Genomic DNA, 12,604 nt, shown 5'->3' with positions numbered 1-12,604 from the left:
CAAAGAGAGCGTCGAGGTCTGCGGCGCCTCTCTTATGGCGCCGCCCGTTCCACCACGAACAGCAGGCCGGGGACCGGCACGCCCTTCTCCCAGCGCGGCGTACAGGGCTCCATCAGGCGGATCGTGAATCCGGCCATGCCCGCGGTTTCCCGGACATAGCCTTCGGCATGGGCATATCGCCGGGTGGCACCGAGGACAAAGGGATCGACTGCCGCTTCGTCCGCCAGACGCTCCACGGTCGCGGCGAAATGGCCTCCTGGCACCAGAGCACGGGCCGCCGCGGCGAAGACGGCTACGAGATCACCGATATAGACAAGGACATCGGCGGCGACCAACAGGTCCCAGCCGCCGGGTGTCCGCTCCATCGCCTCCACCACGTCGCCGACACTCAACTCTTCATAGAGCATGCGTTGACGCGCCTTCTCGACCATCCTCGGCGACAGATCGACCCCGGCCAGATGTGCGGCAAGCGGTTTGAAGGTCACCCCCGCCAGCCCGGTGCCACAGCCAAGATCGAGAATCCGCAGAGCCACGGCAGCGGGCATCACCCGGTCGACCGCAGAGCGCAGCAGGTCCGGCGCCGCATAGCCGAGCTTGCCGACCAGATCCTGATCGAAGCGGTCGGCATAACGGTCGAACAGGGCACGGATATAGGCGGCCGACAGGTCGGCCCCCTCCCCGGCTTCCAGGGCGGCGATCAACCGTTCGATGGCCGCCGCCTCATCCCCCTCCGCGAGGTCCCGGGCGTGACGGAGCACAGCCAGAGCCTTCACCGGTTCGCGAAGGGCAAGCCAACTGCGTCCCAGCGCATGATGGACAGCCGAATCGTCCTCGTACCGGCGGGCAAGCGGCTGAAGCAGTTCGACCGCCGCCAGCGCATCGCCCGACGCGGTCAGTGTTTCGGCCAATGCCAGCACGGCATCGCGGTCGTTGGGGCGCAGAGCCACTGCCTCCCGGAATTCCTCCAACGCCTCATCGGACCGGCCAAGTGCAGCGAGACAGCGGGCAAGCCCGAGTCGAACCTGCGCCGAATCGCTCCGCTCCGCCGCCAGAGCGTGGAAAAGCGCATGTGCAGCATCGATTTCGCCGCACTGCCGCAGGGCATCGGCAAGCATCGACCGCCATGCCCAGTGTCCCGGCTCGAGCGCGACGGCGTGCCGGAGACAGGCGGCGGCCTGCCCCGCCGGACCCTGTGCGCCTTCGGCTTCGGCCAGCGTGGACCATGCTTCGCCGTTGGCGGGATCGACAATGACGGCGGCACGGAATGCGAGCCCGGCCCCGGCGTGATCCCCGGCATAGAGCCGGTCGTATCCAACCCGGAACATTTGATCGAGATTGTAGATTTGCGGCTCGTCGCCGAAGGAGGGCTCCGCTGACACGGATGAATGTCCTCTGGTGTCGGGCTTCGGCCAGGGAGATGCCGCCGGCCCGGAGAACCCGCCTCCGCCCGCCATCGGGCCGTCCCGGGCGACGTTGCGGCTCCGCCAACCCCCAGGCATCCGAGTCCCGGGAAATAAGGCGGCGGAGTTTACTGCCCCAACATGCTGCGCTGCGCAAGGGGGGAGCGAAAACCCTTCCGAAGTGTGATTCCGGCGACACGCGGTCGCAGTAGCCCTGTTTGCGGACCCTGTTCAAAAGGATAGTGCAGCCGGCTTGGCTAACCCTATCGTTATCGCCGGCAAATGTGGCGATTCAATGGCTTATGGCCCATGTCGAAGGGCCTAAGCCGTCCGTTTCCTGGCCCGGCGTGACATCCGCCGGACGAAAGCTGTGGTATTACCAGGGTGCAAGCGGGTTGACGATGGATCAAATTTTTGGAAGTGTGGCCCCGGCGCCCGATTGGGAGGCGCTGAACATCTGGGTAGGAGGCGGTCGCCGTAAGCGACTCGGTGACCGGAACAACGGCCCCGCGCGGGGGGTCAAACAGCCGCCGTAGAACACGGGGCGACAGCAGAAGGAGGTTTGGGATGCGGGGACGAAATCAGCGCGTAGGCGCCACAGGGTGTGGACGCTTCGCACTGGCTGCGGGACTGCTGACGGCTTCCATGGCTGTCCTGACCGTTTCCGGCACGGCCCAGGCCCAGACCGCGCCTCAGTCGAAGGAAAGCTGCGTCACCCACGCAGTGGAAGCCGAGCAGAAGTTGGGCATCCCATCCGGCATGCTGGTCGCCATCGCCCTTGTGGAAAGCGGCCAGGACGGCGCCCCCCACCCGTTCGCGATGAGCGTCCAGGGTCGCCCCTATTACGCCCGCAACGTCAGCGACGCTGCCCGCCATCTGCGCGACCATCGCGGCCAACTTCGCAGCAACACCTATGTCGGCTGCATGCAGCTTTCGGTCGCGACTCACCGGGGCGAGTTCCAGCCGCTGGAGAAGATTGTCGAGCCGCGCGACAACGTGTTTTACGCCGGTCAGCTTCTCGTCCGCTTCCACGGCGAGGAAGGCAACTGGAAGACCGCGCTGACCCGCTACAATGGCAGCTCGGGCCGCCGCGCCCAGGCCTATGTCTGCAAGATCTGGCAGAGCCTGTCCGAACTGGACACGCAGAGCGCCAAGCTGCTGGCCTCCTCCCGTTGTGAAGACAGCGATCCCGTCAGTGTCGCCCCGCGCACCCGCCGCAGCTTCCGCAACGCCCAGCAGGTCGCGGCCATCAACTGACAGCCGACCACCTGATAGCCGGCCACCCGATAGCCGTGCTGCGTAACGGCAGCTGTGACAGCGCTGGCGCGGCGCTGTCGGATCGGGTAAACCCCGACGCATGAACTACCGCCATATCTTCCACGCCGGCAACCCGGCCGACGTGATGAAGCACGCCGTACTGGCGCTGATTCTGGATCATCTGCGCGCCAAGCCGGCGCCGTTCTGCGTGCTCGACACCCATGCCGGAATCGGCCGCTACGACCTGACATCCGAAGCGGCCCGCAAGACGGCGGAGAGCGACGAGGGCATCGGCCGGCTGTTCGGCCATCCCCTGGCGCACCCTGCCCTGGCACCCTATCTCGACGCCGTACAGGCATTGAACCCGGATGGGTCCCTGCGCTGGTACCCGGGTTCCCCCCGCGTCGCCCGCGCGGCCCTGCGCCCGCAGGACCGCATGGTGCTGGTGGAACTGCATCCTGACGACGCCCACACCCTGAAAGCGGAGTTCGCCGGCGACCGCGCCATCGCCGTCCATCAGTCGGACGCCTATACAGCACTGAAGGCCCATCTTCCGCCCAAGGAGAAGCGCGGGCTTGTCCTGATCGATCCGCCCTTCGAGCAGCCGGACGAGTTCGCCCGCATGGCGGAGGGGCTGGCGCTGGCGCACCGCCGCTGGTCCACCGGCATCTTCGCCCTGTGGTATCCGATTAAGGAACGTGCGGCTGTCTGGCGGTTCCAGGAGGCGGTGGAAAAGACCGGTATCCCGAAAGTGCTGATCGCCGAACTGACTTGGCACCCCGAAGACACCCATCTTCGGCTGAACGGCTCCGGTCTGCTGATCGTCAATCCGCCCTGGCAGCTGGACGTAACGCTCAAGGCAATGCTTCCTGCCCTGCACGATGCACTGCCCTCGACCGGCGGCGGCACGGCGGTCAGCTGGCTGACGCCCGAGGCGTCATAAGGAAAGCCAGTTCAGGCGCAGAAAAAACCCCGGTCCTGTCGGGCCGGGGTTGAGTCAGGATGGAGACCGTTCGTTATCGATGACGTGCCGTCATCGGCGGCGCGGTGGTCAGAACCGGCGCTCCGCCTGCTGGGCCGCGCCTTCCAGGCGGGCGTTCAGCTTGCCGATGGCGGTGTTGGCAGTGCTTGCCGACAGCTCAGAGATTTTGACGCTGCGGCTGAGAACCAGCTGCATGTTGTCCTTCAGCATGCGGCTCTGCGCCGCGTAGAAGTCGGGAACGCTCCGGCTGCGCATCAAGGCGTTCACGCCCTCCGCGTTGCGGGAGGCGACCTCCTGGGCCAGCCCCATCCATTCACGCCAGGCATTCTGAAGACCGTCGGCCAGCACGCTGCTGCACTGGACCATAACGTCCATGGTCTGGCGGGTCTGGCTGGCGACTTCGCCCTGGGCTTCCTTGGACAGGCCCAGAACGCGCTGAAACTGCTCCGTCGTGCGGCCGGCGACATCGGTGGCGGAACCCATAGCGGACTTGGCGGCTTCCGCGCCGCGGCGGGTCATGTCGGCACCGGCATCCATCGCCTTCTGTCCGGCCCCCAGACCGGCATCGGCAGCGTGGGCTCCCGTTTCCGCCGCGGTTCCACCGATCGAGCGCGCGGCGTCGGCGGCGCGGCGGGTGGTGGTCTCGCCGGCGCGCGTCAGATCGTCAAGTGTGCCCTTCGCCAGATTGGCCGTCTCGCGCAGACCGTTCGTGGTGTCGTTGTCCGTAGCCATGCGGGATGCTCCTCGAATATTTTCGTCCGTGAGGACGCTTCTTCCCAAACTTCCCGTCGGCCATTTATGCTGCACCGCCGAACGAGTTCACTCCTATAACATCCGGCAAACAGAACGTTCCAGGACGCAAAATAATAGCGTCGCATACTTTCTTTCGAGGTATGCGGTATTTTGAAATCGAACTGCCTTATGTGTGAAACAGTTCTTCCTTGATTTGATCAGTCTTAATCATGGCCGTTATACCGAACGGCTCCGCTTTCCAAAGCGTGCCTGAAACTCCCCGGCAATGCCGCGGCGGAAGACCAGAACGCAGGCGACGAAGATACAGCCGATCACCACCGGCACCGGCAGGCTGGTCGCCGCCAGATAATTCTCCAGGGTCACCACCAGAGCGGCTCCGATCACCGGCCCGGTCAGCGTGCCCATGCCGCCCAGCAGCGTCATCAGCACCACCTCGCCCGACATCTGCCACGTCACGTCGGTCAGCGTCGCCAATTGAAACACGATCGCCTTGGTGCCGCCGGCCAGCCCGGCCAGCGCCGCCGACAGGACAAATGCCATCAGCTTGTAACGCTCGGTGCGGTAGCCCAGCGAAATGGCACGCGGTTCATTCTCACGAATCGCCTTCAGCACCTGCCCGAAAGGCGAATGCACGGTCCGCCAGATGATGGCAAAACCGATCAGGAAAACACCCAGCACCGTATAGTACATCGCCAGCGGGTTGTTCAGGTCGAAGACGCCGAACAGGACGCCGCGCGGAACCGCCTGGATGCCATCCTCACCGTGGGTGAAAGGCAATTGCAGGGCCAGGAAGAACACCATCTGGCTCAGCGCCAGCGTGATCATGGCGAAGTAGATGCCCTGGCGACGGATCGCGATGCTGCCGAACAGGATGCCAAGGAATGCCGAGGCCGCGGTGCCAAGCAGAATCCCCAGTTCCGGCGACAGTCCCCACACCTTCACCGTATGGGCCGTGACATAGGCGGCGCTGCCGAAGAAGGCGGCGTGGCCAAAGCTGAGCAGACCGCCGAAGCCGATCAGCAGGTTAAAGGCACAGGCGAACAGCGCGAAACACAGCACCTTCATCAGGAAGACGGGATAGAGCAGAAAGGGAACCGCCAGCAGCGCTACCAGCACCGCAAGGGCGCCGACCCGCGCCAGCGTCGACCCTGCCGTCGGCGCCCGGACGGCCTTCCCGGATGCCCGGCCGCTGCTTTGCGAATGAAGGCTCATGCGCTCACCTCTCCCGTCCGAACAGGCCGGCTGGCTTGATCATCAGCACCACCGCCATGATGACGAAGACCACGATGTTGGAGGCCTCCGGGTAGAACACCTTGGTCAGCCCCTCCAGCAGGCCTAGCCCATAGCCGGTCAGTACGGCGCCCAGGATCGACCCCATGCCGCCGATCACCACCACCGCGAACACCACGATGATCAGGTTCGATCCCATCAGCGGCGACACTTGGTAGATCGGTGCCGCCAGCACGCCGGCAAGCCCGGCCAACGCCACGCCGAAGGCGTAGGTCAGCGTGATCATCCGCGGGACGTTGATGCCGAAGGCCTGGACCAGCACCGGATTTTCCGTCGCCGCGCGCAGATAGGCGCCCAGCTTCGTCTTCTCGATGGCGATCCAGGTGCTGATGCAGACAATCAGGGAAGCGACGACCACCCAGCCGCGATAGTTGGGCAGGAACATGAAGCCGAGATTCTGCCCGCCCTTCAGCGCGTCGGGGATGGGGTAAGGCTGCCCCGAGACGCCATACTGGTGGCGGAACGCGCCCTCCACGATCAACGCCAGCCCGAATGTCAGCAGCAGGCCATAGAGATGGTCCAGCTTGTAGAGCCGCGACAGCAGCGTCTTTTCCAGCACCACCCCGAACAGCCCGACGACCAGCGGCGCCAACAGCAGCGCCCACCAGTAACCGATGCCCAACTGGGTCAGCAGCAGCCAGGCGACGAAGGCCCCCATCATGTAGAGCGCGCCATGGGCGAAGTTGATGACGTTCAGCATGCCGAAGATCACCGCGAGCCCAAGGCTGAGCAGCGCGTAAAACGATCCGTTGATCAACCCCAGCAAAAGCTGGCCGAACAGCGCCTGGGGCGGAATGCCGAAAATCGTTCCCATCATGAGCGTCACCCTCTCCAACGGCATCCCCGCCGAACCGGCCCTCTAAGGACCGCCAGGGCGGGGATGCCGCTCCGTCACGTCATGTCTTGTGCCGGCCGGCCATCATTTCGGCACCGTCATTTCGGCAGCTTGCAGCCGCTCTCCTCGAAGCTTGCGAAGGCTTCCTTGCCGGGGATGGTGCGCAGGATCTGGTAATAGTCCCAGGCGCCCTTCGATTCGGACGGCTTCTTCACGCGGGCCAGATACATGTCGTGGACCATGCGGCCGTTCGGCAGGATGGTGCCGTTCTTGGCGAACATGTCGTTGACCGGCATCTCCTTCATCTTGGCGGCGACGGTCGGGCCATCGTCGGTCCCGGCAGCCTCGATGGCCTTCAGATAATGGCGGACGGCGGAATAGCTGCCAGCCTGCACCATCGTCGGCATCTTGCCGTAGCGGTCGAAGAACTTCTTGGACCAGGCACGCGATTCGTCGTCGCGGTCCCAATAGAAGCCGGTGGTCAGCACCAGATCCTGGGCGACCTGAAGCCCCAGCGCATGCACGTCGGACAGGAAGATCAGCAGACCGGCGAGCTTCTGCTGGCCACCCTGCGTCAGACCGAATTCCGATGCCTGCTTGATCGAGGTGATGGTGTCGCCGCCGGCGTTGGCGAGGCCGACGATCTTGGCGCCCGACGCCTGCGCCTGGAGCAGGAAGGAGGAGAAGTCGGCGGAGTTCAGCGGCGCCTTCACCGAACCGACGACCTTGCCGCCCGCCTTCTTCACCTCGACCGAGGTGTCGGCCTCCAGCTGATGGCCGAAGGCGTAGTCGGCGGTGATGAAGAACCAGCTGTCGCCGCCCTCCTTCACCATCGCCTGACCGGTGCCGACGGCCAGCGCGTGGGTGTCGTAGGGCCAGTGGAAGCCGGTGGGGGAACAGGCGTCGCCGGTCAGACGCGAGGTGGCCGGACCTTCCATCAGGAAGATCTTCTTCTTCTCCTTGGTCACTTCCTGTACTGCCAGCGCCACGCCGGAGTTGGGCACATCGACGATCACATCGACGCCATCCTGGTCGATCCATTGGCGCGCGAGGTTGGCGCCGATGTCCGGCTTGTTCTGGTGGTCGGCGGAGATGATCTCGATGGGCTTGCCCAGAATCTTGTTGCCGAACTCCTCCGCCGCCATGCGGGAGGCGATGACCGATCCCTCGCCGCCGAGGTCGGCATAGAGGCCCGAACGGTCATTCAGCACACCGATCTTGACCATGTCGCCGGACAGCTTGCCCTGCTGGGCCCTGGCAGGCCCGGTGGACATGACACCGATCGTCAGGGCAGCAAGGGCGGCACCGGCCAGAAGACGTGCGATCATGCGTGAATTCCTCCCCCTCAGCGTTGCGTTGCGCATAGTGCGGGCGCCCGTCCGGATTGGATCGTTCTGATCGGCTCGTCCGGCGGGTCCCGGACGGTCGTACCGGCCTGCTCATTTGGTTTCATCGGAAACCGTCAGGCCGTGCACGCCGTCCCTTCCCGTCCACTATGCAGGGGCATCGCCTTGTACGGAAAGCGGAATTTCAGCTTCACAAACAATTTTCATCAAGGGTCTGCCGAAACGCCTGCTTTTTCCATTCGGCGGTGTATGGAGCTGTCCGGCGGCGGGTCAACGGCCTGCCGGCGCCGGTCGATCCGCCGCATGATCGGCGTCACCGTGGTGCCGTGAACGAGAATCGAGAGCAGCACGATCAACCCGGTGATCGCCCACAGCGCATTCGGCACGTCGAACTCCGCGGCGTTCAGCGCATAGGCGATGTAATAGATGCTGCCCATGCCGCGGATGCCGAAGAAGCCGATGGCCAGCTTCTCGCCGACCGGCATCGCCACGCCGGTCAGCCCGACCACCCCCGCCACCGGACGCACCAGAAGCAGGATGACCACCGCGGCACCCACGGCGCTCCAGGACAGGGCGTCGATCAGGCCATGCGCAATCGTCCCACCGAACAGCACGAGCATCATCATCATCATCAGCCGCTCGGTCTGCTCGACGAAGTCGTGCAGGCGCTCGTGGTATTCGCTGTTACGCTCCGCGTCGCGCAGGGCGAGCGCGGCGACGAAGACGGCGACGAATCCATATCCACTGGCAAGTTCAGTCAGCCCATAGGCGATCAGCGTGATGCCGAGCGACACGAACCCGTCGCCGGTCCGCGACAGGTTGGCGCGGTTCGGCACACGGAACGTGACATAGCCGAGGAAACGCCCCACCAGCCAGCCGACCCCGACCCCGGCAATCAGCTTCCAGACCACGTCCAGCAGCACCCAATGTTCCAGCAGGTCCCAGGGCGGGTTGCCGTTGAGCAGCGCCACCCCGATGGCGAGATGGACGAAGGGAAAGGCCAGCCCGTCATTCAGCCCGGCCTCGGAAGTCAGGCTGAACCGGATCTCGTCCTCCTCCCCCGATTTCGGCGGGCCGACCTGGATGTCGGAGGCGAGGACCGGATCGGTGGGCGCCAGAGCCGCCCCCAGCAGGATCGAGGCCGGGAGAGGGAAATCGAGCCAGTACCAGCCGATCAGGGCGATCATGAGGATCGACAACGGCATGGTGATGCCCAGCAGGCGCCACGTGATGATCCAGCGCCGCCAGCCGATGCGGCGGTCCAGCTTCAGACCCGCCCCCATCAGGGAAATGATGACGATCAGTTCGGTCAGCCGCTCGGTCGCTTCCGGAAAGGCAAGCGGCTCCGGGTTTTCCAGTTCCAGCGTTCCGAACACCGCGAAGCCCAGGCCGACACAGATGATCGGCAGGGACAGCGGCAGTTCCTTCAGCACCATCGGCAGCCACGCCACCAGCAGGATAAGGAACCCCAGCCCCACAATCATGACTGTATAAGACATGCGCCGCCCATTGCCCTGATTGCTTAGGCACGGCAATGCAGCCGCGCGAAGGCCAATCCACGACAACGCACGAAGTCGCGAATGGGTTCAGGTCAGGTGCAAGAAGACTTGCGGAATAAAGGGCGAAGGTGCCGGCTCAATCGGTCGTGCTTCCCCGCCCATAAAAGGTGCAAGAATGGGAAGCGTGAACCCGATGCCGCCCGCGGGAGCCGGAACCGCGGGGGCCGTCGCAAAATCGGCCGGTCAGGCCGCCGAAGTCATCGGAAAACCGCTGTAGTCGAGGGAGGCCGACCAGAAACGTTCCAGCTTGCGCAGAGTCTCGTTGGCCTTGGTCAGTTCCTCGTCGCTGAAGCCGGCCTTTTCCAGGGCGGTCAGATGACGTTCGAACATGACGCTGATCTTCTCGCGCAGATCCAGGCCCTTCTCCGACAGGCGGACACGAACCGAACGGCGGTCGTGCGGGGAGCGTTCCTGGCCAAGATAGCCGTTCTCGACCATCTTCTTGACGTTATAGGAGACGTTGGAGCCCAGATAGTAACCGCGCGCGGTCAGTTCGCCGACCGTCATCTCGTCTTCGCCGATGTTGTACAGGATCAGGCTCTGGACGTTGTTGATGTCCTGGATGCCAAGCCGGTCCAACTCAGTCTTGAGCACTTCAAGAAAGTGGCGGTGAAGCCGCTCGATCAACAGAATGCTCTCATAATAGGGTTTGCGCACCGCGGTCTCCTTTGGCTCTAACCGGCCGTTCCCCGCGCAAGGACGATACCGGGACCTTAAAGCGAGATTAACCGATCATTCGTCGGCAATCATCTTAATAATTCCAGAAAAAGTCTGGCACAACCCGTCTGTACAGGCCCCTTTCGCACGGTGCCCCCGGCGAAAGGCTTTCGGCCGGGCGGCAGGTCCCGCATAAGCAAAAAGGGGAAGGTCGCGCAATCGATGCGTGACCTTCATCCCCTCGGCATCGCCTATGGTCAGTCCCGGAATACGAGATCGCCGCCGGCCGGTTCGGCGAAGTGCCGCTCGACATCCGACGGACCGACGTCGGTCAACTCGGCCGGCTTCCATTTCGGGTTCTTGTCCTTGTCGACCAGGACGGCGCGGATACCCTCGTAGAAATCGTCGCCGGCCAGACAGGCGAGGCTGAGGCGCAGCTCCTGCACCATGCAGCCTTCGAAATCCAGCTTGGCGCCACGGCGCAAGGCGGCCAGCGTCACCTTCAGGCTGGTCGGCGACACCCGGCGCAGGATGGCGATCTGACCGGCCGCCCACTCGGTTCCCTCTGCCTCCAGCGCCTTGACGATGGCTTCGACACTGTCGAAGGCGTAGCAGCGGTCGACCGCCGCGCGGATGCTGCTCACCGCCGCTTCGCCCGCCTCGCCTCGGTGGGCGGCGACGGCGTCGTCGGCCGGGACGCCGGCAGCCAGATCGTCGATCAGCGCGTCGATCCTGGCGCTCGGTACGAACGCGTCGGCGGCACCGATGGCAAGCAAATCGGCCGCCTTCAGCCGGTCACCGGTCAGCCCCAGCCAGATGCCGACCTGCCCCGGCAGGCGCGGCAGAAAATAGGTGCCGCCGACGTCGGGATAGAGGCCGATACCGGTTTCCGGCATGGCGAACAGGGTGCGCTCGGTGACGATGCGGTGGGTGCCATGCACCGACAGTCCGACGCCGCCGCCCATGGAGATGCCATCGATCAGCGCGACATAGGGCTTGGACAGGCGCTTGATCAGCCGGTTCAGCACATATTCCTCGCTGAAGAAGGCACGGACCGGTCCGGTGTCGCCACGCCCCTCCTTGGCGGCCTTGCCAGCCTCATACAGGCTGACGACGTCGCCGCCGGCGCAGAATGCTTTTTCGCCGGCACCGCGAATCACGACGGCCTTGACCTCCGGATCGGCGTTCCAGGCCCGCAGCTGCGGATCGAACAGCCTGATCATGCCCAGCGTCAGCGCGTTCAGCGCCTTGGGCCGGTTGAGCGTGACGAGGCCGATTGCGCCCCGACGTTCGAACAGAATCTCAGCAGCGTCGCTCATCGTCTTGTATTTTCTCAATTATCGTTGCGAATCGGGCGGTGACGGGCCACCTGCGCCATCCCCGCCGCGCATCCCTTTGCGCGTCAGGACGGCAGCATCGGCCGGTAGCGATGATACGGGAGCGGGCGGCGCTGTCAAACCCACCATACGGATCCGGATGTTCGCCCGTGACGGTCCGGTACGGCCAATCAGGAACATCGCCCCTCTTGGACCGTTGCGCTCACGCTCTCATCTGAAGACGAGACTCCATTCGACTTCTCAGGGAAGGTCAGATGCCAATGCCGCTCAACAGCCTGCCGGGTGCGCCATGAAGATCGGAATCGTCCTGAACCGGCAGGCGGGTTCGCTGGTCGATCGGCCCATCGACCGCGCCGAGACGGCGATCCGCACAGCATTCGAACGGCACGGCGCGACCGTGGACCTCCACACCGTCGACGGCGCGCAATGCACCGACACGATCCAACGGGTGCTGGACTCCGATGCCGAGGCCATTGTGGTCGGCGGCGGCGACGGCACGCTGCACAGCGCGGTGAAGCTGGCGCTCCCGAAAGGCAAGACGCTGGGCGTGATTCCGTTAGGGACTCTCAATCTGTTAGCCCGTGATCTTCATGTTCCACTGGAACTGGAAAATGCCGCGGAGGCACTGGCAGCGGGCCGGATCCGCGCCATAGACATCGCTGAGGTGAACGGGGAGCCTTATACCAACAGTTCGGTTCTGGGCTTCTATCCGCAGGTGGTTCAGGAACGTGAACGCCAGCGCAAGCAGCACCGGTTGCTGAAATGGCCCGGTGCCGCCGTGGCCTTGGCGAAAACGCTGTATCGGCTGCCGATGCTGGATGTCCGGCTGGACTGGGGCGAGGGTCCGCGGCGGATGCGCACACCGATTCTGGTGGTCTCCAACAACGTTTATGACGACGGGTTCGGACTCGTCCTCTCCCGCCAGGCACTCGATGCCGGGAAACTCGGGGTTTATGTGGCCCGCGAACGGAACGCCTTTGCGATGTTGCGGTTGATGGGACGTCTGGTTGCCGGTTCTTGGAAGCAGGACGAGGGGCTGGAGACCTATGCGGTGACCAACCTGACGGTCCACAGCCGCAGGCACCACCTGAAGATGGTCAACGATGGCGAGATCCGGAAACTGCACGCCCCGCTGCATTATCGGATTCTTCCCGGTGCCCTGAAGGTTCTGGCGCCCGGCTGAGAGAA

General features: G+C 64.4%; 11 protein-coding genes. 3 read left to right on the top strand and 8 right to left on the bottom strand.

Annotated features, from left to right (window positions below; genetic code table 11):
• Positions 1-32: 32 nt before the first annotated feature.
• Positions 33-1,325: a tetratricopeptide repeat protein gene (locus ABNQ38_RS16565; protein ID WP_377810136.1), complete on the bottom strand. Its 1,293-nt coding sequence runs from the start codon at positions 1,323-1,325 to the stop codon at positions 33-35.
• A gap of 720 nt (positions 1,326-2,045) precedes the next feature.
• Between ABNQ38_RS16565 and ABNQ38_RS16560 the strand changes: the two genes are divergently transcribed.
• Both ABNQ38_RS16560 and ABNQ38_RS16555 read left to right on the top strand, forming a co-directional pair.
• Entirely contained in the window at positions 2,046-2,657 is a 612-nt protein-coding gene (locus ABNQ38_RS16560) for a transglycosylase SLT domain-containing protein (RefSeq protein WP_246307317.1), read from the top strand.
• Positions 2,658-2,757: 100 nt separating this feature from the next.
• On the top strand, positions 2,758-3,600 hold the full coding sequence (locus ABNQ38_RS16555) for a 23S rRNA (adenine(2030)-N(6))-methyltransferase RlmJ (protein WP_377809347.1): 843 nt from the start codon (positions 2,758-2,760) through the stop codon (positions 3,598-3,600).
• Positions 3,601-3,708: 108 nt separating this feature from the next.
• Here the strand turns inward: ABNQ38_RS16555 and ABNQ38_RS16550 are convergent, their stop codons facing one another.
• The 7 genes from ABNQ38_RS16550 to ABNQ38_RS16520 form a co-directional block, all read right to left on the bottom strand.
• The gene (locus ABNQ38_RS16550) at positions 3,709-4,371 is read right to left on the bottom strand and encodes a phasin family protein (RefSeq protein ID WP_377809346.1); all 663 of its coding nucleotides are present in this window, start codon (positions 4,369-4,371) and stop codon (positions 3,709-3,711) included.
• Between the two features lie 237 nt (positions 4,372-4,608).
• Positions 4,609-5,604 carry a branched-chain amino acid ABC transporter permease gene (locus ABNQ38_RS16545; protein WP_377809345.1) on the bottom strand — a complete coding sequence of 332 codons (996 nt, stop codon included), beginning with the start codon at positions 5,602-5,604 and terminating at the stop codon, positions 4,609-4,611.
• Positions 5,605-5,608: 4 nt separating this feature from the next.
• A complete protein-coding gene (locus tag ABNQ38_RS16540; protein WP_109452701.1) occupies positions 5,609-6,496 on the bottom strand; it encodes a branched-chain amino acid ABC transporter permease in 888 nt (295 codons plus the stop codon).
• A gap of 119 nt (positions 6,497-6,615) precedes the next feature.
• Positions 6,616-7,845, bottom strand: a complete 1,230-nt coding sequence (locus ABNQ38_RS16535) for an ABC transporter substrate-binding protein (protein ID WP_377809344.1) — start codon at positions 7,843-7,845, stop codon at positions 6,616-6,618.
• Positions 7,846-8,069: 224 nt separating this feature from the next.
• Positions 8,070-9,362 (bottom strand): cation:proton antiporter, encoded by a 1,293-nt coding sequence (locus ABNQ38_RS16530; RefSeq protein ID WP_377809343.1) that lies wholly within the window; start codon positions 9,360-9,362, stop codon positions 8,070-8,072.
• A gap of 243 nt (positions 9,363-9,605) precedes the next feature.
• Positions 9,606-10,079 carry a MarR family winged helix-turn-helix transcriptional regulator gene (locus ABNQ38_RS16525; RefSeq protein WP_045580172.1) on the bottom strand — a complete coding sequence of 158 codons (474 nt, stop codon included), beginning with the start codon at positions 10,077-10,079 and terminating at the stop codon, positions 9,606-9,608.
• A gap of 257 nt (positions 10,080-10,336) precedes the next feature.
• Positions 10,337-11,398, bottom strand: coding sequence for an enoyl-CoA hydratase/isomerase family protein (locus ABNQ38_RS16520; RefSeq protein WP_377809342.1), 1,062 nt, complete (start codon positions 11,396-11,398; stop codon positions 10,337-10,339).
• 307 nt (positions 11,399-11,705) lie between these two features.
• Here ABNQ38_RS16520 and ABNQ38_RS16515 point away from each other — a divergent pair, with 307 nt between their 5' ends.
• Positions 11,706-12,599, top strand: coding sequence for a diacylglycerol/lipid kinase family protein (locus ABNQ38_RS16515; protein WP_377809341.1), 894 nt, complete (start codon positions 11,706-11,708; stop codon positions 12,597-12,599).
• The last annotated feature ends 5 nt before the right edge of the window (positions 12,600-12,604 follow it).

The sequence above is a fragment of the Azospirillum sp. A29 genome, from assembly GCF_042604625.1.
Lineage (GTDB): Bacteria > Pseudomonadota > Alphaproteobacteria > Azospirillales > Azospirillaceae > Azospirillum > Azospirillum palustre.
Note: the sequence above shows the minus strand (reverse complement) of the source record. Positions and strands in the feature narration are given on the sequence as shown.

Bases quoted from the DNA above. Each gene is read 5' to 3' on its own strand.
- ABNQ38_RS16535 (WP_377809344.1), bottom strand. From the start codon at position 7,845: ATGATCGCACGTCTTCTGGCCGGTGCCGCCCTTGCTGCCCTGACGATC.
- ABNQ38_RS16540 (WP_109452701.1), bottom strand. From the start codon at position 6,496: ATGGGAACGATTTTCGGCATTCCGCCCCAGGCGCTGTTCGGCCAGCTT.
- ABNQ38_RS16565 (WP_377810136.1), bottom strand. From the start codon at position 1,325: ATGTTCCGGGTTGGATACGACCGGCTCTATGCCGGGGATCACGCCGGG.
- ABNQ38_RS16520 (WP_377809342.1), bottom strand. From the start codon at position 11,398: ATGAGCGACGCTGCTGAGATTCTGTTCGAACGTCGGGGCGCAATCGGC.
- ABNQ38_RS16555 (WP_377809347.1), top strand. From the start codon at position 2,758: ATGAACTACCGCCATATCTTCCACGCCGGCAACCCGGCCGACGTGATG.
- ABNQ38_RS16530 (WP_377809343.1), bottom strand. From the start codon at position 9,362: ATGTCTTATACAGTCATGATTGTGGGGCTGGGGTTCCTTATCCTGCTG.
- ABNQ38_RS16545 (WP_377809345.1), bottom strand. From the start codon at position 5,604: ATGAGCCTTCATTCGCAAAGCAGCGGCCGGGCATCCGGGAAGGCCGTC.
- ABNQ38_RS16515 (WP_377809341.1), top strand. From the start codon at position 11,706: ATGAAGATCGGAATCGTCCTGAACCGGCAGGCGGGTTCGCTGGTCGAT.
- ABNQ38_RS16550 (WP_377809346.1), bottom strand. From the start codon at position 4,371: ATGGCTACGGACAACGACACCACGAACGGTCTGCGCGAGACGGCCAAT.
- ABNQ38_RS16560 (WP_246307317.1), top strand. From the start codon at position 2,046: ATGGCTGTCCTGACCGTTTCCGGCACGGCCCAGGCCCAGACCGCGCCT.